Below are 19,369 nucleotides of genomic sequence, written 5' to 3' on the forward strand. Positions count from 1 at the left end.
ATTACTCCGGCAGTACTTCAAACGTGCCGCTGTAGCTGGCGTTACGTCGCGCACCGGGGATGGACGACCTGTCGTCCCCATAGCTTGCGCCGAGCCAGTACATGCCGGCGCCTTGCCAGGTAATCGCGACGTAACCTTCTTTGTCGGTGGTCAGCGTCTGCATCGCTTGCTGGTTGCGGTAGCGCATGCCTGCCGGAATGACTTCTATCTCGACGCCCTCTGCCGGTTCGCCGTCGATCAGAAACCGGAAACGCGCCGTTTCTGTGTCGAACAAGTCGTTGGGATGCGTTTCCGGTTGCAAGGTCAGGCCAGCGCGGTCGCCGTCGAAGACGGTGTTATCCGGTGCACCGGCCGTGACGAAGGTTTCCAGCCGACGGGAAAATTCGGTGATCTGTACATTTTCTGCATTGTCCGGCACGGCGCCATCGAGGCCGGCGGCATCGCCGCGCCAGCGTTTGCGCTCACCGTTTTCTTCCCAGGTTGCCATGACACCGGCGTTGTTGCTGGTGATGCGATAGGTGCCCCGTTCGAGCAGGTTCAGGTCAAAGGTGCTGCGGTATTTGCCGGTGTGGGCGTTGTGCACGGTCACAGGTTCGCCATCGGGCCCGGTGACGGTGAGGCTGGCCAGGCGCATCGGTGCATAGTCGGTATGAAAGATATCGTTGGAAATCGCGGCGTCGAACGTCACCCAGGCGTCATCGCTGGACAGGGTGGTGGCGGCGGGCAGGATCCAGCCACGGTGGGCCTGTGCCGACAGGGGCAGCAGTGCGGCGCTGGCGAGCAGCAGGCCGGTTAGGGTGCGGGTGATCATGCGCTGCCGCGCGCTCGCTTTCAGTTTCAGCTTCTGGGTCATGGGTGTGCTCCTTTTGTATTCGGTAATAACGTTATTCGGTAATCACCAGGGTGACCTTGCCGAGCTCGTGTTCGCCATGGCGTTCTGTTTGCATGCTGCCGGGCCAGGTGAAGGGGATGGTGACAACTTCGCGCCCCCCCACTTCACGTGCGGCCTCGACCATCAGGCGGTAGTCACCCGGCGGGAGATCGCCCAGCGGTGCTTTGCCGGCATGGAATGTCAGCGTGTGGTGGCCTACGGGGCGGGTGGCGCTGCTGACGCCGTCCACCGGCATCAGGAGGGTGCGACCGTCACGGCGCCACCATTGGCGCATGTCCTTCAGCCATTTTTCGCCTTCGCGGTCGCGCATGCCGGTGTCATACCAGACCGACAGAGTCTGCACCGGCCCACCGTCCGGATGCTCCAGCCAGATGGCGACATAAGGGCGGTGGTACTCGGCCACATTGAGGGAGGGCACTTCGATACTGACGCGCATTTCAGTGGCCAGTGCACTCGCAGGTGCCATGAGCAGCAACAGGCGTAGCGAGGTGACGAGAAAGCGATATCGGTATGTGCTGAACAGGAGCGTGAAATGCATAGGATGTCTCTCGTTAAACGTTGCTTATCAAGGCCGCACACATCAGGTGTGCACAAACAGAATAATCAGCAGCAAGGGCGCCACCAGTCCCAGTGCAACCAGCGGCCAGGTGCTGCGTCGGCTGCCGGCATAACGTTGCAGTAACAGCAGGCCGGTGATGCAGAACACCACACAGGCCAGGGCAAAGATGTCGATAAACCAGGACCAGGCTGTGCCGGTATTGCGCCCCTTGTGCAGGTCATTGAGCCAGGCGACGGCACCGCGTGTGGTGCGTTCCATCAACCAGTCACCTGACGCTGCATCAATGCTGAGCCAGGCATCTCCACCGGGGCGGGGCAGGCTCAGGTAGATTTCTCCACCGTCCCATTCAGCGGTGCCGGTACCCGGATTCATGCCGGTTTCGTTGCGCAACCAGTGCCGCAGGGTGCGTGGCAGTGGCGCGTCGCCATCGGCGTGCTCGCTGAGCCCGGCGCGGATATGCCCCGGCAGCGTCCCTTGCCAGGTCGTGGTCACCGGTGTTGCTTCAATGCTGGCCGCGTGATTCAGCGTGATGCCGGTAACGGCAAACAGCAGCATGCCGATCAGGCAGATGGCCGAACTGATCCAGTGCCAGCGAATGATCTGCTGATGCCAAGCGGCCTTTTTTGCAGCGGATGAAATCGCCATGTTTCAGCTCAGAAGCGCATGTTGGCGGAGAGCCACAGGCTGCGCCCGTATTCCTGGATTCTGTAGTTGTCGTTACAGGTATAGCTGCTGATATTGGCGGGGTTATCCGGCACGCAAGTGCGATCAACAAAGTTGGTGTCCAGCAGGTTGTTGATGCGCGCATTGAACGTGAGATCTTCATTCACCTGATAACGTGCGCCGAGGTGGAACAGCTCATAGCTCTTGTAGTATTCCAGCAACTGTTGACCCTGTGGGCCGCTGGCGTTGGCGACACCGCGATAGCGTTTGCTACGGGCTTCAGCGCCGAGGGTGACGGTCAGGTCTTGCGTGGCGAACCAGTCAAGATAGGCGTTGGCCATATGTTCGGGGGTATTCACCAACGGCAGCCCTTTCTGATTGCCGCTGCGTTGCTCGCTGTCGGTGTAGGTGTAGTTGGCGCGCAGGGCAAACGGGTTGGCAATGCGGATACGCGTGGCAACTTCGGCCCCCTGGGTGAGCGCTTTGTCCACGTTGGTGCTCTGGCGGAACTGGATGTAGCCGAGATCCGCCCAGCCGGGCCCGATGTCCACACAGCCGGGGACGTTGTTCACTTCGCAGTTGGGCACGCTGTCGCCGGTCGATATCTTGTCGTCGAAATCGCTGCGGAACACCGTCAGGTTGGCGCTGACGCGACCGCCGTTGTCGAAATAGGCGGCTACTTCATAGTTGGTGCTGGTCTCCGGTGTCAGCGACGGGTTGCCGACGGTGGGGTTGACACCTTGTCCGGTGAAGCCGGTGATGCCGGGGTAGAGTTGATCAGGCGTTGGCGCCTTGTAGCCCGTGCTGGCGCCGCCTTTTAGCGTCCAGGCCGGGGAAGTGCGCCAGACCAGGTAGCCCCTCGGACTCAGCTGATCGCCGAAAATATTGTGGTCGTCATACCGCAAGCCAGCGGTCAGCGTCAGTTGCGGCAACAGGTCCCAGTTGTCCTCGAAAAACAGTGCCCATTGTCTGTGCGGTTGAATGGTGCCTTGCTGGAACCCGGCACCATCAAGCCCGAATACGCCGTCTTCCATCTGCGAGTCGATGTACTGTCCGCCCACCACAAGCAGGTGGTTGCCGAGCATCGTATCCAGCTTGGCATCCACAATGGTGTTGTCCAGTTTCAGCTCGCGCAGGGGCCGTGGCAGGAAGGCATTCAGGCGCTCGAGTTCATCGTCGTCGAGTTCATCGAGGCGATTGCCGAGATTCAGTTGGCAGGGGTCCGGGGCGCCGGGCTCGAGGCGCGCGCCGACGTCGCACCAGAGTTGCTGAAGTGTATCGCGTTCCTGGATCGACAGCGGTTGAGAGCGGCCGAGGTTGTTGCTTTCGCTGCGGGTCAGCGCGATTTCGCTGGTGCCGATATCCCAACGGCCGATATGCGTCAGCGTCAGTTGCTCGCGCTCGTAGCGCTGGAATTCGGTGTAGCCGACACGGGGTGCGACAACGCGATTGCCGGCGTTGGGCCCATCACTGACAACCGTGGAGCGCCACAGGCTTTCCGTGCCATCCAGGGTGCCGGTCTGGCCCTGGCGATTGTCGTAGCGCTGCTTGCTGACGTCGTAATCCAGCAGGATGTCGTGGTTTTCTGTGGGCGTAAATGCCAGGCGTACGCCGCCAGTCCAGTTTTGTGCGGCAACGGTATCGCTGCCGAATCCGCCACTGTTCTCCCAGGGCGTCCCGTCAGACAGCAGCAGTGTGTCATTGAAGCGGGGGTTGGATTCTTCACGGTTGTAGATGCCACCGCGCAGTACGATACCCAGCTTGTCCTTGATCAGGGGGCCGGTAATGTAGATATCGGTCTTGATGTCGTCACCGAATTCGGCGTGTTCCTGCAAGGTTCTGCCATGGGTGATGGAGCCCGCCCAGGTGTCGCTGACTTTGCGCGTGATGATATTGATGACACCGCCCATGGCGTCGGACCCGTACAGGGTGGACATCGGGCCGCGCACCACTTCGATGCGTTCGATGGCATCCAGTGGCGGCATGAAACTGAATTGCCCGCCGCCGAAGCCGTTTGGATAGATGTTGCCGATATTGCTCTGCCGGCGTCCGTCGATAAGGATCAGGGTGTATTCGGCAGGCAGGCCGCGCATGGTGATGCTGAGATTGCCGTTCTTGTCGGTGCCGGTGCCAACGTCGATGCCTTCCACATCACGCAGCGCATCGGCCAGGCTGGTGTAGGGTCGCGATGCCAGGGCCTCGCGGTCGACGATGGTGACGCTGGCTGGCGCGTCGGTGAGCTTCTGATCAAAACCGGCGGCCGTGGACACGATGGTGACCGGGGCCAGTTGGTCAGCGGGGCGGGTCTCGATATCGGCGTTGGCGGTATCGGCGAGGGCAGGGCTGGTGGCGGCGGCTACAGCCAGGCTCAATAGACAGGCAGTGAAGGCCTTTGAGCGCATGGGTCAGACTCCTGTGAGATTCATGGGCAAGCAAGCGAATGTAAGCAGCGCGTGAATCTACAGTAACTGATAATCAATCTCAATAGATAACAAGTATCATTACGGGTAAAAGAAGCTGAATCGGATTCACGCGGGCATCTGCATGACATGACGCGACCGGGATTGACCGCCACTGATGTGTAAAGGGACTATGTCCGCAAACTCAGCGTGCGCAAACTCAGTGCAGCGCATTGCGTGCAGCATCCAACCCGGCCGGGCATGACCTCGGGCGGGGCCAGATTTGCGAATATGAGGAGCTCTCATGACGGGTGTACGCAGTGCACTGGCGGTATACAAGGATGAAGGCGAGGCACTGCTGGACAAGCTCAGTGCCTATGCGGCGGAGCAGGGCATCGAGCTGGTGCCGGTGCCGCTGGACGAATTTGCCGAGGCGCCTGGCACCTGGCTGGAGAAAAGTCGTCACGTCGTGGCGGTGGTCAACGATGGTGACCTGTCGCGCATCATCCACGGCGCGCGGGTCCACGATTATGCCGTCGGCATCATCCCGGTCAGCCCCCGTTCCCTGACTTATCGCCTGTTTGCCATTCCCCGGCGGCTCGAATCGGCCATGGAGCTGGCGCTCATGGCCGAGGGGCGCGCCGTGGATGTGGTGCTGTGCAATGACGAAGTCGTGCTGGGCATGGTGATGCTGGGCGAAACGCCGTTTCTGGATCAGCGCAGCAAGGGCTATGTTGCCGAGCAGCCTACGCGGCTGTCACGGCTGTGGTATTTCATCCAGTCATGCTTCATCAGCATCGGTAACCTGTTTGGCATCCACCCGTTCCCGGTCACCCTGACAACGGGGCGGGATGTCACCATCAAGACGGCCGTGACCGGCATTGTGCTGATCGAAAACGATGTACACAGCGCCGCCGCACGTCTGGTGAATACCAGCATCTCGGTGCAGGACGGCAAGGTGTCATCGGTGCTGATTGCGCCGAAATCGGTGGTGGAATACCTCGCTTTCATGCTGACGGCCCTGTTCCAGGGCAGCCGGATCGGCAAGAAGTTGCCAGCCGCGATCAGCTATATCAAGAGCGAGACGCTTGAAATCGCCAGCAGCAAGAAGATGCCCTACTACGTAGATGGTCGTCGTCGCGAGGCGAGCCAGTTGAAAGTGCGGGTGGAGCCCCAGTCGGTGCGCATCAACCTCAACGACACCTTCTATGAGCGGCATGAGAGCGCGGGCGAGAAAAAAGACACCATGAAGGTGGAAAATCTGCCCCAGAACGAAGCGCGGGTGGAGATGATCCAGAAGCACTTGCCGTTCTTCACGCGTGCGGTGGAGGAGGATTTCAAGGATCTGTTTCTGCTGCTCAAGAACAACGCCCAGACCAGCCGTGACTATGTGATCCTGATGGTGCTCAGCAGCCTGGTGGCGAGCCTGGGCCTGTTTCTCAACAGCGCCGCAGTGATCATCGGGGCGATGGTGCTGGCGCCCCTGATGGCGCCCATCATCTCCCTGTCCATGGGCGCGCTGCGCAACGACACGACCCTGCTACGCAACTCTACTTTCACCATCGGTATCGGCGTGGTGCTCGCCCTTGGTGCGTCTGCGCTGGTGGCCATTATCGTGCCGTTGCAGAAGATGACGCCGGAGATTGCCGGCCGGTTGCAGCCTTCGCTGCTGGATATGGGGGTGGCGGTGGGGTCTGGCATTGCCGGGGCTTACGCCCATGCCCGCGAACATGTCATGAAGAGCTTGCCCGGTGTGGCCATTGCGGTGGCGCTGGTGCCGCCGGTATGTGTGGCGGGCATCGGCATCGGTTGGCTCAGCTGGGAGGTCATCAGTGGCGCCATGTTGCTGTTTATCACCAACCTGGTGGGGATTGCGCTGGCAGGGCTGCTGACCTTCATGATGCTGGGTTACGCACCGGTGAAGCGCGCAACCAAGGGCCTGGGCTGGTCTCTGTTGATGGTGGTGCTGGTGTCCATTCCGCTGGCGGTGTCGTTCAACAATATCAACCGCCACTGGCAGATCGAGAATCGTCTGGTGGTGACGCAGTTCGAGATCAACGGCAAAAGTCTGAGTCTGGCAGATGTGTCACTGACGCTGGCCCGGGACGAGTTGCGCATTCGCGCGGATGTGGTCAGTGCCCAGATGCTGGCACCGGGTGATCTGCATGATCTGAAGCTGCAACTGGAGGAGATGCTGGACAGCCGGGTGCTGCTGGAGGCGGTGCCACGATTGCGGCTGTGAGGCGGCGGGGCCGTGACCTGCCGCCCGGTTGTGGCTAACATGGAGCCCCCGTCGACTCACAAGGTCGGCGAATCATCGGCTACCGGGAGACCCCCTGATGAAAACCATGCACAAGCATCGCCTGCAGACCGGCGACGAAATCCAGATTCTGAAGATGTCCGCCGAGGGCGTTGTCCGTGATGTCGCGTTCAACCAGCAGGAGCGTCTGCTGTATGTGTGGGTCGAAGTGCCGGCAGGTAGCGTGATGGGGACAGAGCAGGTGGAGCGGCGCTTCCGCGTGTTCCGCACCGGTGACGGTATCCCCGATCATGCCAGTTTCAGCGGCACCGCCGTCGACATGCTGCGGCCAGAGGCCTACCACATCTATGAGCTGGCGGAATAGCCAGTCACGCCGGTAATCGGTAGAATCGCGCTCTTTGCGGCCAGGCAATCAACTTGACTGGCCGCTGAACCATAACCGGAACGCTTTTCTATGGAAATCAACCCGCTGCGAAACCAGCTCGCCGACCTCAAAGTGCGCACCGACGCACTGAGGGGGTATCTTTGACTACCCTGGCAAGCGTGAGCGCCTGACCGAAGTCGAGCGTGAGCTCGAAGACCCCGCCGTTTGGAATACCCCGGACAAAGCACAGGCCCTCGGGCGTGAGCGCGCCCAGCTGGAAGCTGTCGTGGCCACGCTGGATGAGCTGGAAGGCGGTTTCGCGGACAGCGAGGCCATGCTCGAGCTGGCCGTCGAGGAGCAGGACGAGGACATGCTGGGCGAACTCGGCAGCGAACTCGGATCGCTGGAAGCCAGTGTCAGCAAGCTGGAATTCCGTCGTATGTTTTCCGGCGAGATGGATGCCAGCAGCGCCTATGTGGATATCCAGGCCGGTTCCGGCGGCACTGAAGCCCAGGACTGGGCCGAGATGCTGCTGCGCATGTACCTGCGCTGGGCCGACGCCCACGGCTTCAAGGCCGAACTGGTGGAAGCGTCTGCTGGCGACGTCGCCGGTATCAAGAGCGCCACGATCCATGTGCAGGGTGATTACGCCTACGGCTGGTTACGCACAGAGACAGGCGTGCATCGCCTGGTGCGCAAATCCCCGTTTGATTCCGGCGGCCGCCGCCACACCTCCTTCAGCTCCGTATTCGTGTCGCCGGAAGTGGATGACGACATCGATATCGATATTGATATGGGCAGCGTGCGGGTGGACACCTACCGCGCGTCCGGTGCTGGCGGGCAGCACGTTAACCGGACCGATTCTGCCGTGCGCCTGACCTATGTGTTCAAGGACCCGGATACCGGGGAAGAGCACACGGTGGTCACGCAATGTCAGAGCGGCCGCTCCCAGCACCAGAACAAGGATACGGCCATCAAGATGCTGCAGGCGCGGGTGTACGAGCTGGAAGTCCAGAAGCGCAATGCCGAGAAGCAGCGTCTGGAGAATTCCAAGTCCGACATCGGCTGGGGCAGCCAGATTCGCTCCTATGTGCTGGATGACGCGCGCATCAAGGATCTGCGTACCGGCGTGGAAACCCGCAATACCCAGGCGGTGCTGGACGGCGATCTCGACCGTTTCATCGAGGCTTCTCTGAAATCGGGCCTGTAATGGCGACCTCTGACAATATCAGGTGACACCGCATGACGGACCACACCCAGACTCACCCCCAGACTCATCCCCAGGCCCCGCAAGCCGACAGCCCGGAGACGGCTGTCGATGAGAATCGTCTGATCGCCGAGCGTCGGGAAAAACTGCAGGCGCTGCGCGCCGAGGGCCAGGCGTTCCCCAACGGCTTTCGCCCGGACAGCCAGGCGGCAGCACTGATCAGCGAATATGGCGAACTGGACAAGGAAACCCTGGAGCAGCGTGATATCACCGTGGCTGTAGCAGGCCGCCTGATGCTCGATCGCAAATCGTTCAAGGTGTTGCAGGACCAGAGCGGTCGTATCCAGATTTATGCGGCCAAGCCGGTGCAGCAGGCGACGCGGCACTGGGATATCGGCGATATCGTCTGGGTGCGCGGCAAGCTGTGCAAATCGGGCAAAGGCGACCTGTACGTGATGATGGACGAGTATCAACTGCTCACCAAATCCCTGCGGCCGCTACCGGAAAAACATAAAGGCCTGACCGATACCGAAACGCGCTATCGCCAGCGTTATGTGGATCTGATGACCAACGATGATACCCGCCGCACGTTTCGCATCCGCGCGCAGGTGATCAGCGGGATTCGCCGGTATCTGGCGGAGCGGGGCTTCATCGAAGCAGAAACCCCCATGCTGCAGGTGATTCCCGGCGGTGCGACAGCGCGGCCGTTCATCACCCATCACAACAGTCTGGACATGGATATGTACCTGCGCATCGCGCCGGAGCTGTATCTGAAGCGGCTGGTGGTGGGGGGCTTTGATCGGGTATTCGAGATCAATCGGAATTTCCGTAACGAAGGCCTGTCGACGCGCCACAATCCCGAGTTCACCATGGTGGAGTTCTATCAGGCCTACGCGGATTACAACGACCTGATGGATCTTACCGAAGACATGCTGCGCACGCTGGCCAACGATGTGCTGGCCGACACTGCCGTGACCTATCAGGGTGAGACATTCGATTTTGGCAAACCCTTCCAGCGTATGTCCGTGTTTGATTCGATTCTGCACTTCAATCCGGAGATCAGCGCAGAACAGCTGGCGGATGATGACGGCGCCCGGGCTATTGCATCAGGGCTGGGTATCGCGCTGAAAGACGGCTACGGGCTGGGCAAGGTGCAGATTGAAATCTTCGAGAAGACGGTGGAGCATCGCTTGCTGCAGCCGACCTTCATCACCGAGTACCCGACGGAAGTGTCGCCGCTGGCGCGCCGCTCCGATGACAATCCGTTTGTCACGGATCGCTTCGAGTTCTTCGTCGGTGGGCGGGAAATCGCCAATGGCTTTTCCGAGCTCAATGATGCCGAGGATCAGGCCGAGCGCTTCCGTAATCAGGTGGCCGAGAAGGAAGCCGGCGATGACGAAGCCATGTTCTATGATGAGGACTACGTCACAGCGTTGGAGTACGGCATGCCGCCCACAGCAGGCGAAGGTATCGGGATTGATCGGCTGGTCATGCTTTTTACCGATTCGCCTTCGATCCGGGATGTGATTCTCTTTCCCCATATGCGTCCGGTGGGGCGCTGATATCAGACGTGTTCAGAACAAGCGCTGCTGTCAGGGCGGCGTCTGCAATACGGTTTTTTCGACACCCTGTCAGGGGCCGGGCAATCCAATACACAAATAAAAAGGGCAGTACATGACGTCTGCAATCCAATATCAGGGACGCAAGGCACGCCGGGCAGGCAGCGAACAGCGCCGCCGGGCCATTCTGGAGGCCGCACTGCGGCTGATCATCCGTGAAGGTGTGCGCAGTGTGCGCCACCGCGCGGTAGCCAAAGAGGCGGACGTGCCGCTCTCCGCGACCACTTATTATTTCAAGGACATCACCGATCTGATCGCTGATACCTTCACCCTGTTTGCCGAGCAGGCCATGGAGGAGGTGATCGAGCCGTTCCGTGACCAGGCCTTTGCCTTTATTGACAATGCACCGGCCAATCTTGCCAACTCGCCAACTGAGCACGCGGCAATGCTCGACGCACTGGCGGACATGACAACGGCGTACGTCGTGGGTGAGGTGACCAACAAGCGCGAGCATCTGATCGCGGAGCAGGCGTTCATGCATGAGGCCGTGCTTGATGAGCGGCTACGCGGCCTGGCGGACCTGTACAAGGCAAAGCAGCTGGAAGTGCTGGTGCGTGCCTGTGAGAAACTGGGAACCGGGCAGCCTGAACTGGATGCGGAGCTGATTTACGGCGCCTTGCTGCATCTGGAATATGAGATGTTGGCATCGCCCGAGCGATATGATCAGAGCGGCGTGCGGCGGCGGGTGCGCTACATACTGAGTCTGCTGGTCGAGTCGGGCCAGAGGTAGCAGATATGCCGGAGGGGGAGCAGTTGGGCGAGCAGTTGGAAAGACAGCGCGACATCCAGCTGGAGTCGGGCTGGAAGGCGCAGCTGGCGGATGAATTCGCCAGTGATTACATGCAGCACCTGGGTGTGTTCCTGCGTGAGGAAAAAGCGCAGGGCAAGCCGGTGTTTCCGCCCGGCCCGGTCATCTTCAATGCATTCAATTCGACACCGTTTGATCAGGTGCGGGTAGTGATTCTGGGGCAGGACCCCTATCACGGTCCGGGGCAGGCCCATGGCCTGTGTTTTTCGGTGCCGGAAGCGGTGCGGCCGCCACCGAGCCTGGTCAATATCTTCAAGGAACTGCACCGCGATCTGGGCCTGCCCATCCCCACCCACGGCTGCCTGCAACGCTGGGCGGAACAGGGCGTGCTGCTGCTCAATGCGGTGCTTACCGTGGAGCAGGGCAAGGCCGCATCGCACCAGGGGCGCGGCTGGGAACGCTTTACCGACGCCGCTATCGAGCGCCTGAACCGTGATCGTGAAGGGCTGGTGTTTCTGTTGTGGGGCAGCTACGCCCAGAAAAAAGGCAGTCTGATCGACCGCCAGCGCCATCTGGTGCTGACGGCGCCCCATCCCTCACCCTTGTCCGCGCATCGCGGTTTTATCGGTTGCGGCCACTTCTCCCGTGTTAACGAATACCTGCTTGATCGCGGTGATGCACCCATCGACTGGCGTCCCTGAAGTGTGCCTGCCCGGACAGTCTTATTCGCCCATGGCGGCCGCCATCGCCGCCATCGCTATATAGGCGGTGCGCCGCCCTGGCGATAACGGGCCGGGCTGGTGCGGGCGATCTTGCGGAACAGGCGCGAAAAGTAATAGGGGTCGTCGTAACCCAGCTGGCGGGCAATCTCCGCCACTGTCAGGTCACTGACTTCCAGCAGATAGCAGGCGCGTTCGATCTTGCGGTGGAGGAATGCCTGCATCGGCGTCTGGCCGGTCAGCGCCCGGTAGCGACGGATGAACTGGTAAGTAGATGCCTGGCCCGCTGCGCTGGCCAGATCGGCCAGTGAGGGCCGCTGATCAAGCTGTGTTGCCATCAGGTGGTGTACGGCGGCCAGATCCAGGGTGTGTTGATGTGCGGGGGGCCGCTCCATCAGTAGCGCGGCGTAACTCAGCAGGCCCCGGCACAGGTCTGCCGCATGCAGAAAGGCTGTCAGGCGATAGCCGCCCCGGGCGATGGCGAGCAGTGCCTGGAAATCGTTGACCAGACGTTCATGCAGGCCAACCCGGTAGCCGCCGGCAATGCGGCTCGCAGCATCACCCGGAGTAACCCGTGCGCTGATGCGGGCATGACTGCCTGTCTCCGCTGAATCCTGCACCGTGACGATGTCGGTCACGCGGGCAAACAACGCCGGAACATGAATGCCGCCGAGATGTACCCAGTACAGACTCCAGGGTTGCCGATTGTCGGCACCGTACGTGTGAGCCCGCCCCGCCGGGAGTAGCAGCAGGTCCCCCGCTGCAACAGACTGCCGCACCGATTCCCCCGCATCATTCTCCAGCGTCAGCCAGCCAGCACCTGCCACGCAATAAATCACCAGATGGTCCTCCGGTCGCGCGCGGGCCATGCGATGCCCGCGCGCCTCGGGATAGTAGCCAAACGCCTGCGGATAGCAGCCACAGGACAGGTCATGCTTGGCCAGTGCCCGAGTCAGGTCGTGGGGCAGCAGGACCCGGTCTCCGCTGTCCGGCAGCGGCCAGTTCGAGGTATGGGGCATGCAATAAAGTCCATCTGGTGCAAGGAATGCCATCTTACCCCGAGGCTGGAGTGTGCTAAAACTGATCCTTGAGATCGTTTTGTCGAGAGACCGTTATCCAAGGAGAAATTCATGACCCGTCGCGTTCCCCTGCTGCTGGACGGCGCATTCCGGGACAGCGCCAGCGCTGACTGGCTGCCTGTGACTGATCCCGCCACCCAGAAAGTGCTCTGGGAAGTGCCCATGACCACGGCGGATGAAATGGAGGCGGCCTTGGCCAGTGCTGCCGAGGCGTTTCTGAGCTGGCGCGAAGTGGCGGTGTCGGAGCGCGCCCGTGTCATGCTGCGCTACCAGCATTTGCTCAAGGAACACCACGATGAACTCGGCGAGCTGGTGTCCCGGGAAACCGGCAAGACCTTTGCCGATGCCAAGGGCGATGTCTGGCGTGGTATCGAAGTGGCGGAGCAGGCGGCCAACGTGGCGTCGATGATGATGGGCGAAACCGTCGAAAACGTGGCGCGGGGTGTGGACACGCATTCCTGGATTCAGCCGCTCGGGGTGTGTGCCGGCATCACGCCGTTCAATTTCCCGGCCATGATTCCCTTGTGGATGTTCCCCATGGCCATCGCCTGCGGCAACACCTTTGTGCTCAAGCCCTCCGAGCAGGACCCGATGACGGCAGTGCGGCTGGCAGAATTGTTTGTCAAAGCCGGCGCGCCCAAGGGCGTGCTGCAGGTGGTGCATGGCGGCAAGCAGCAGGTGGATACCCTGCTCAATCACGATACGGTGCGGGCGGTGTCCTTTGTCGGCTCGGTGCCGGTGGGGCAGCACGTCTATCGCACCGCCACGCACAATCTCAAGCGGGCGCAGTGCTTCGCTGGCGCCAAGAATCACATGGTCATCATGCCGGATGCCAATCCGCAGCAAGTGGTCAATCAACTGGTCGGTGCCTCTGTGGGCGCGGCGGGCCAGCGCTGCATGGCGATCTCGGTAGCGGTTTTCGTCGGCAGTGCCCGGGACATGATTCCGGCGTTGCGCGACGAGTTGGCCAAGGTACGGCCCGGTGCCTGGGATGACGAGCAGGCGGGCTATGGCCCGTTGATCAGCCCGCAGGCGAAACAGCGCGTGCTGGCCATGATCGCAGCCGGTGTCGAAGAGGGCGCCGAGTGTCTGCTGAACGGATCGGATTGCACCGTGCCCGGCCTGCCGGATGGCAACTGGGTCGGGCCGACGCTGTTCAGCGAGGTCACTACCGACATGCGCATCTACCAGGAAGAGGTTTTCGGTCCGGTGTTGTGTTGCATGACCGTGGACTCTCTCGACGAGGCGATCACGCTGGTGAACAACAATCCCTACGGCAATGGCACCTCGATCTTCACCGCCAGCGGCGCAGCTGCACGCAAATACCAGCATGAAGTGGAAGTGGGGCAGGTGGGCATCAATGTGCCGATTCCGGTGCCGCTGCCATTCTTCTCTTTCACCGGCTGGAAAGGGTCTTTCTACGGCGACCTGCATGCCTACGGCAAACAGGCGGTGCGCTTCTACACCGAAACCAAGACGGTGACGTCGCGGTGGCCGGAGGATGATGTGGTGCAGGAAGCCAATATGACGATCAGTCTCAAATAAGTCGCTTCATATCAATGTTGCGACTGAAATGTTTCGGCTGAAATGTGCCGGCTGAGGACACGGTGTTATGGATTTTTCGCTTTCGGACATGCAGCTGGCCTACCAGGACAGCGCCCGGCAGTTCATGCAGAAGGCGCTTGCGCCCCATGCGGCGGCGTGGGATGCAGACAGCCATTTTCCGCTGGACACCCTGCGTGAGGCCGGACGACTCGGGCTGATGGGGATCTACACCCCGGAAAGCGAGGGCGGGTTGGGGCTGTCTCGACTGGATGCCAGCCTGATCTTCGAAGTGTTGTCCGAGGGCTGCACCTCTACCACGGCTTACATGACGATCCATAACATGGCCACCTGGATGGTGGCCTGTTTCGGTGATGAGGCGGTGCGCACTGAATGGTGCGGCGCGCTGGCGGCAGGGGAAAAGCTGGCGTCCTACTGTTTGACTGAACCGAATGCGGGTTCCGATGCTGCCTCGTTGAAAACGACGGCGCGCCGGGACGGTGACGACTATGTGCTCAACGGCGGCAAGGCCTTTATTTCCGGCGCAGGCAGCACCGACGCACTGGTGTTGATGGCGCGCACCGGGGGCAGCGGTGCCAAAGGCATTTCCTGCTTCCTGGTTCCGGCGGACGCTGCGGGCATCAGCTACGGCCGCAATGAAGCGAAGATGGGCTGGAAAAGCCAGCCCACCCGGCAGGTGATGCTGGAGGATGTGCGTATTCCGGCGCGCTATCGGCTGGGGGAAGAGGGCGCAGGTTTTCGCATCGCCATGCGCGGGCTTGATGGCGGCCGCATCAATATCGCCAGTTGTTCGCTGGGTGCGGCGCGGGCGGCGCTGGATCACTCGCTGGCCTATGTGCAGCAGCGGCATCAGTTCGACCAGCCGCTGGCCACGTTTCAGGCGGTGCAGTTCCGCCTTGCGGATATGGCCACCGAGTTGACGGCGGCACAACAGATGGTGCGCCTGGCCGCCTGGAAACTGGATAACGATGCGGCAGACAAGAGTGCCGTCTGTGCCATGGCCAAGCGGCTGGCCACGGATCTGTGTTTCAACGTCTGCAATGAGGCGCTGCAGCTGCATGGTGGCTATGGCTACATTCGCGAGTATCCGCTGGAACGTTATGTGCGTGACACGCGGGTGCATCAGATTCTTGAAGGCACCAACGACATCATGCGCGTCATCATTGCCCGGCATCTGCTGGCGCAGTAACTCGAAGAGCGCCGAAAAAGGGTGACGCACATCAGGGATACATCAGGGAGAGCAGTCATGAATATTGCATTTTTTGGCGTCGGCAACATGGGTGGTCCGATGGCCGCTAATCTGGTCAACGCCGGGCATACGGTGCGCGTGTATGATCTGGCGCCGGCACTGGTGGAAGAGGCGGTAGCGGCGGGCGCCGAGGCCGGCAATAGCCCGGCGGACACTGTGGCGGGCGCCGAGGTGGTGATCAGCATGTTGCCCTCGGCCAACGCGGTGAAAGGGCTGTACCTGGGCGCGCAAAATCTGCTTGGCAGCATTCCGGCAGAGGCGCTGGTGATCGACTGCTCCACCATTGACGCCGCGACCTCGCGCTTGCTGGCGACGGCTGCAGCGGAGCAGGGGCGCACGGTGATTGATGCGCCGGTGTCCGGCGGTGTCGGCGGTGCGAAAGCGGCCACGCTGACTTTCATATGTGGTGGTGATGAAGCCGCCGTCGAGCGGGCCCGCCCGATCCTGTTGGCGATGGGCAAGAAAGTATTCCGCGCCGGTGATCACGGCGCAGGCCAGACAGCCAAGCTGTGCAACAACATGCTGCTGGCGGTGCATATGATCGGCACTTGCGAGGCGCTGCAGCTGGGTGCGGATAACGGCCTGGACCCGGCCGTGTTGTCAGAGATCATGCAGGCCAGTTCGGGTCGCAACTGGTCGCTGGAAGTCTATAATCCCTGGCCGGGTGTCATGCCGGGTGTGCCCTCGTCAAATGACTATCAAGGGGGCTTCGCGGTGGATCTGATGAACAAGGATCTGACCCTGGCCATGGGCAATGCCATGCAATCTGGCACGCGCACCCCCATGGGCGCATTGGCGCGCAGCCTGTATGGTCTGCATGGTGGTCAGGGCAGCGGGCAGCTGGATTTTGCCAGCATTCTGCGGTTTATTGCCGGCCAGCCAGCAAAAGACTGATGTTGCAGGCTGGCGCCACAGATCGTCGCCACAGACTGGCACTAATATGTTTCGTACTGATTTGCAGGAATAAAATATGTCTGAGACCGCCAGTACCGCACCGGTGATGTTTGAAGAGCTGCCTTGCGAGTCCGGCCAGCGTATCGGTGTAGCACGTCTGAACGCCCCCCGTTCCCTCAACGCCCTGAGCCTGGACATGATCACGGCGCTGTTTGATCAGTTGTTGCGCTGGGCAGACGATGAGCAAATTGCCTGTGTCTGGCTGGAAGGCGAGGGTGAGCGTGCCTTCTGTGCCGGCGGCGATATCGTGCAGATGTACAACAGCATGACGCCGGTGGGTGAGCGTAATCCGTATATCGAAGACTATTTTTCTGCCGAATATCGGCTGGATTATCTGATCCATGTGTATCAGAAACCGCTGATCTGCTGGGGTCACGGTGTGGTCATGGGCGGCGGCATGGGCCTGATGCAGGGCGCCTCGCAACGGGTGGTGACGGAGAAGTCGAAACTGGCCATGCCGGAAATCACCATCGGCCTGTATCCGGATGTGGGCGGCAGTTTTTTCCTGAATCGTGCGCCCGGTAAAACCGGATTGTTTGCTGGCCTTACCGGCATCCATCTCAACGCGGGCGATGCGTTGTTCATGGGGCTGGCGGATGTCTTCATCCATGCCGAGCGCAAGAGCGAGGTCCTCAGCGGCCTCCAGGATATGGCGCTCAGCGGGCAGCCAGCGACGGATCATGTGCTGGTGCATCGCCTGCTGCGGGAAATGTCACCGAACGAGACACCGGCGTCGCCGGTACGTGAGCATCTGGATAGCATCAATCAGGCCTGTGACGCTGCCACATTACCTGAAGTGGCCGAGGCGCTCTTGCGACTCAAGGATCAGGATGACTGGTTGCATCGCGCCGCCTCCACCTTCGAGCGCGGCTGCGCACAAACGGCCTGGCTGGTGTGGGAGCAGTTGCGCCGCGCACGCCACCTGTCGTTGGCAGATGTGTTCCGGCTGGAATGGTGCATGTCGGTGCAGTGTGCCATGCATGCCGATTTCCGGGAGGGTGTGCGAGCGCTCCTGATTGAAAAGGATGGCGCGCCGCAATTCCGTTATCACACGACGCTGGATGTCCCGAGTACCTATATCGAGGGCTTCTTTGTGCAACCGGCGCCCACCCACCCGTTGGCGGATCTCTGAAACGCTGGGCCAGCACCGTGGTTCAGGTGCGCCAGCAGAGGTCACGGTGAAGGAGCTGTAATGCGGCGAGCTTTACGGGCCCTGCCAATGCTGGCGATAGTGTTATGCATCGTGGCAGTGGCCACCTTGCTGTTCCTGCAACGCAATACGTTTCATGCGTTTTCTGCGCTGCACGGGCCAGCAGAACCGTCACTGGTGGCGCCGCCAGAGCCCTCTTCCTGGCAGGGCTATTCACACAAGAGCTATGCACACAAGAGCCATGCACAGGGCGATGTGTCCCGCCTGGCGCTGTTGCTGACCGATGAAACAGCGGCCTGGCCGGGCGTTGTCAGCGCCCTCAAGAGTATCGGTGTGCCGTTTGTGGTGACCGATGATGTAACCCGCGCCACGCGCCATCATGTCGTGCTGGCCTATCCCATGATTGCCGGCAGCGTGCTCAATGGCGATGAGTTGCGCGCACTGCGTGCGCATGTGGAGGACGGCGGCGTGCTGATTGCCACCCAGGTGCTGGGTGGGGGCATGCAGGACCTGTTCGGTTTCGAGTCGGTGACGGAAAGCCGCAGCCATTATGCCGTGACGTTCAGCGACGACGACCCGCTTACGACCTGGCTTGACCATCCACATGAACAGACAGTCCTGCTGGGACACCCGGATGACCCGGCATCCTGGTTGGGGACGCAGGTTTATCATGGCGCCGAACATGTCCTGGCGCGCTTTCAGGATGATGGTCCGGCCCTGATCACGCGGCAACAGGCGGGCGGCGGTACAACCTATGCGCTGGGCTTTGATCCCGGCTTCTTCATCCTGCGCGCCCAGAACGATCGTAATCAGGAAGCCTATCGGCAGTACGCCAACGGTTACGAGCCATCGGTGGACGTGTGGCTGCGCTGGTTGCATTTTCTCTATCACCGGCATGAACCGTTATCGGTGACACTCAATACGGTGCCGGCCGGTCGGGATTTGTCAGTTGTCGTGACGCTGGACGTGGATTACGCCCATTCGATGCAGAACATGGCGGCCTATCATGCGCTGTTCGACACCCATGACATCGGCGCCACATTCTTTATCCAGACCAAGTATTTTCGCGATTTCCAGGATCAGGGCTTTTTCAATGACGCCTCGCTGTCATTGCTGCGGGCGCTGTCGCAGGGAGGGATGGAAATCGCCAGCCACACGGTGAGCCATACGGATATGTATGCGGAGGTGCCGTTGGGGTCCGGCAAGGAAGTGTTTCCCGACTACCAACCCCGCGTGCGCCGCACCGGCGACACCCGCGGCGCCACGGTGCTTGGGGAGATGCGGGTGAGCAAGTACCTGCTGGAGCACGTTATTGATGCAGAGGTAGTGTCGTTCCGTCCGGGCTATCTGGCGACACCGCCGAGCCTGCCCCAGGCACTGGCGGCGACAGGCTACCGTTATTCCTCTTCTGTGACGGCAGGCAATGTCACCACTCACTTGCCGTATCGCCTGATGTATGACCGTCGCTACAGCGCCCGGACTGACATCTGGGAATTCCCGATTGCAGTGGAAGACGAGTTTCCGCCGGACATGGACCAGCGTTTGGACGAAGCGCTGGCGCTGGCAGAGCAATTGGCACAATACGGCGGCAGCTACGTGATACTGGTGCACCCGGATGTGCTGGATCACAAGTACCGTTTTCTGGCGCAAGTGATCCCGGTTTTAAAAGACAATGCCCGGTTCGGTGCCTGGTTCGGTACGCTGAGAGAGTTCGGGGACTGGTGGCGAGCGCGTGATGCGGTGACGGTGGACATGCAGCGCGTCGATCAGCAGACACTGATGCGTCTGGATGTGCCGCAGGCGCTGGAGGGCCTGACGCTGACCTTGCCCGCAGACCTGACACCCGTGGCCGGTCTGCCGGCGGGAGCCCTGGTCCGCGACGGGCAACTGATATTGCCCCGGGTAGAGGGCGAATTGCGCATCCTGCTGGAACCTGCGGGCTGA

Annotated in this window: 16 protein-coding genes; 11 read left to right on the plus strand and 5 right to left on the minus strand. The window is 61.1% G+C overall.

The annotated features are described in order from the left end of the window. Position 1: 1 nt before the first annotated feature. From K8B33_RS11935 to K8B33_RS11950, 4 genes are read right to left on the minus strand one after another with little or no spacing between them, the layout of a single operon-like run. Positions 2–853 (minus strand): DUF4198 domain-containing protein, encoded by an 852-nt coding sequence (locus K8B33_RS11935; protein ID WP_223426760.1) that lies wholly within the window; start codon positions 851–853, stop codon positions 2–4. A gap of 31 nt (positions 854–884) precedes the next feature. Then, on the minus strand, positions 885–1,430 hold the full coding sequence (locus tag K8B33_RS11940) for a DUF2271 domain-containing protein (RefSeq protein WP_223426761.1): 546 nt from the start codon (positions 1,428–1,430) through the stop codon (positions 885–887). Between the two features lie 42 nt (positions 1,431–1,472). Continuing rightward, positions 1,473–2,096: a PepSY-associated TM helix domain-containing protein gene (locus K8B33_RS11945; protein ID WP_223426762.1), complete on the minus strand. Its 624-nt coding sequence runs from the start codon at positions 2,094–2,096 to the stop codon at positions 1,473–1,475. Between the two features lie 8 nt (positions 2,097–2,104). Then, positions 2,105–4,516, minus strand: coding sequence for a TonB-dependent receptor domain-containing protein (locus tag K8B33_RS11950; protein ID WP_223426763.1), 2,412 nt, complete (start codon positions 4,514–4,516; stop codon positions 2,105–2,107). A gap of 301 nt (positions 4,517–4,817) precedes the next feature. Between K8B33_RS11950 and K8B33_RS11955 the strand changes: the two genes are divergently transcribed. The 6 genes from K8B33_RS11955 to ung all read left to right on the plus strand — a co-directional run bounded on the left by K8B33_RS11955 (position 4,818) and on the right by ung (position 11,412). Continuing rightward, positions 4,818–6,755, plus strand: coding sequence for a DUF389 domain-containing protein (locus K8B33_RS11955; RefSeq protein WP_223426765.1), 1,938 nt, complete (start codon positions 4,818–4,820; stop codon positions 6,753–6,755). A gap of 97 nt (positions 6,756–6,852) precedes the next feature. Beyond that, on the plus strand, positions 6,853–7,137 hold the full coding sequence (locus K8B33_RS11960) for a DUF7352 domain-containing protein (protein WP_223426767.1): 285 nt from the start codon (positions 6,853–6,855) through the stop codon (positions 7,135–7,137). Between the two features lie 90 nt (positions 7,138–7,227). After that, a protein-coding gene (gene prfB, locus K8B33_RS11965) for a peptide chain release factor 2 (RefSeq protein ID WP_223426770.1) occupies positions 7,228–8,347 on the plus strand; the annotation gives its coding sequence in 2 pieces (ribosomal slippage) (positions 7,228–7,299 and positions 7,301–8,347; 1,119 coding nt in all). 32 nt (positions 8,348–8,379) lie between these two features. After that, entirely contained in the window at positions 8,380–9,906 is a 1,527-nt protein-coding gene (gene lysS / locus K8B33_RS11970; RefSeq protein ID WP_223426771.1) for a lysine--tRNA ligase, read from the plus strand. Between the two features lie 112 nt (positions 9,907–10,018). Then, positions 10,019–10,693 carry a TetR/AcrR family transcriptional regulator gene (locus K8B33_RS11975; RefSeq protein WP_223426772.1) on the plus strand — a complete coding sequence of 225 codons (675 nt, stop codon included), beginning with the start codon at positions 10,019–10,021 and terminating at the stop codon, positions 10,691–10,693. 5 nt (positions 10,694–10,698) lie between these two features. Next, the gene (gene ung / locus K8B33_RS11980; protein ID WP_223426773.1) at positions 10,699–11,412 is read left to right on the plus strand and encodes a uracil-DNA glycosylase; all 714 of its coding nucleotides are present in this window, start codon (positions 10,699–10,701) and stop codon (positions 11,410–11,412) included. A 56-nt stretch (positions 11,413–11,468) separates the two neighbouring features. On the opposite strand, the gene K8B33_RS11985 is transcribed toward ung, so the two are convergent. Then, on the minus strand, positions 11,469–12,449 hold the full coding sequence (locus K8B33_RS11985) for an AraC family transcriptional regulator (protein WP_223426774.1): 981 nt from the start codon (positions 12,447–12,449) through the stop codon (positions 11,469–11,471). A gap of 111 nt (positions 12,450–12,560) precedes the next feature. On the opposite strand from K8B33_RS11985, the gene K8B33_RS11990 reads away from it, so the two are divergent. The 5 genes from K8B33_RS11990 (at position 12,561) to K8B33_RS12010 (ending at position 19,369) form a co-directional block, all read left to right on the plus strand. Continuing rightward, a complete protein-coding gene (locus K8B33_RS11990) occupies positions 12,561–14,054 on the plus strand; it encodes a CoA-acylating methylmalonate-semialdehyde dehydrogenase (protein ID WP_223426776.1) in 1,494 nt (497 codons plus the stop codon). Between the two features lie 67 nt (positions 14,055–14,121). Then, entirely contained in the window at positions 14,122–15,261 is a 1,140-nt protein-coding gene (locus tag K8B33_RS11995; RefSeq protein WP_223426777.1) for an acyl-CoA dehydrogenase family protein, read from the plus strand. A 57-nt stretch (positions 15,262–15,318) separates the two neighbouring features. Further along, positions 15,319–16,215 carry a 3-hydroxyisobutyrate dehydrogenase gene (gene mmsB / locus K8B33_RS12000; RefSeq protein WP_223426778.1) on the plus strand — a complete coding sequence of 299 codons (897 nt, stop codon included), beginning with the start codon at positions 15,319–15,321 and terminating at the stop codon, positions 16,213–16,215. Between the two features lie 76 nt (positions 16,216–16,291). Next, positions 16,292–17,407, plus strand: a complete 1,116-nt coding sequence (locus K8B33_RS12005) for an enoyl-CoA hydratase/isomerase family protein (RefSeq protein WP_223426779.1) — start codon at positions 16,292–16,294, stop codon at positions 17,405–17,407. Between the two features lie 60 nt (positions 17,408–17,467). Next, positions 17,468–19,369, plus strand: a complete 1,902-nt coding sequence (locus K8B33_RS12010) for a polysaccharide deacetylase family protein (protein ID WP_223426780.1) — start codon at positions 17,468–17,470, stop codon at positions 19,367–19,369.

The organism is Alcanivorax limicola (genome assembly GCF_019931215.1).
Taxonomy (GTDB): Bacteria; Pseudomonadota; Gammaproteobacteria; order Pseudomonadales; family Alcanivoracaceae; genus Isoalcanivorax; species Isoalcanivorax limicola.

What these genes read in the sequence shown, in the direction of transcription:
- K8B33_RS11995 (WP_223426777.1), top strand. Translation starts at nt 14,122, where the DNA reads ATGGATTTTTCGCTTTCGGACATGCAGCTGGCCTACCAGGACAGCGCC.
- K8B33_RS11940 (WP_223426761.1), bottom strand. Translation starts at nt 1,430, where the DNA reads ATGCATTTCACGCTCCTGTTCAGCACATACCGATATCGCTTTCTCGTC.
- K8B33_RS11975 (WP_223426772.1), top strand. Translation starts at nt 10,019, where the DNA reads ATGACGTCTGCAATCCAATATCAGGGACGCAAGGCACGCCGGGCAGGC.
- lysS (WP_223426771.1), top strand. Translation starts at nt 8,380, where the DNA reads ATGACGGACCACACCCAGACTCACCCCCAGACTCATCCCCAGGCCCCG.
- K8B33_RS11960 (WP_223426767.1), top strand. Translation starts at nt 6,853, where the DNA reads ATGAAAACCATGCACAAGCATCGCCTGCAGACCGGCGACGAAATCCAG.
- mmsB (WP_223426778.1), top strand. Translation starts at nt 15,319, where the DNA reads ATGAATATTGCATTTTTTGGCGTCGGCAACATGGGTGGTCCGATGGCC.
- K8B33_RS11935 (WP_223426760.1), bottom strand. Translation starts at nt 853, where the DNA reads ATGACCCAGAAGCTGAAACTGAAAGCGAGCGCGCGGCAGCGCATGATC.
- ung (WP_223426773.1), top strand. Translation starts at nt 10,699, where the DNA reads ATGCCGGAGGGGGAGCAGTTGGGCGAGCAGTTGGAAAGACAGCGCGAC.
- K8B33_RS11985 (WP_223426774.1), bottom strand. Translation starts at nt 12,449, where the DNA reads ATGCCCCATACCTCGAACTGGCCGCTGCCGGACAGCGGAGACCGGGTC.
- K8B33_RS12010 (WP_223426780.1), top strand. Translation starts at nt 17,468, where the DNA reads ATGCGGCGAGCTTTACGGGCCCTGCCAATGCTGGCGATAGTGTTATGC.
- K8B33_RS12005 (WP_223426779.1), top strand. Translation starts at nt 16,292, where the DNA reads ATGTCTGAGACCGCCAGTACCGCACCGGTGATGTTTGAAGAGCTGCCT.
- K8B33_RS11945 (WP_223426762.1), bottom strand. Translation starts at nt 2,096, where the DNA reads ATGGCGATTTCATCCGCTGCAAAAAAGGCCGCTTGGCATCAGCAGATC.
- K8B33_RS11950 (WP_223426763.1), bottom strand. Translation starts at nt 4,516, where the DNA reads ATGCGCTCAAAGGCCTTCACTGCCTGTCTATTGAGCCTGGCTGTAGCC.
- K8B33_RS11990 (WP_223426776.1), top strand. Translation starts at nt 12,561, where the DNA reads ATGACCCGTCGCGTTCCCCTGCTGCTGGACGGCGCATTCCGGGACAGC.
- K8B33_RS11955 (WP_223426765.1), top strand. Translation starts at nt 4,818, where the DNA reads ATGACGGGTGTACGCAGTGCACTGGCGGTATACAAGGATGAAGGCGAG.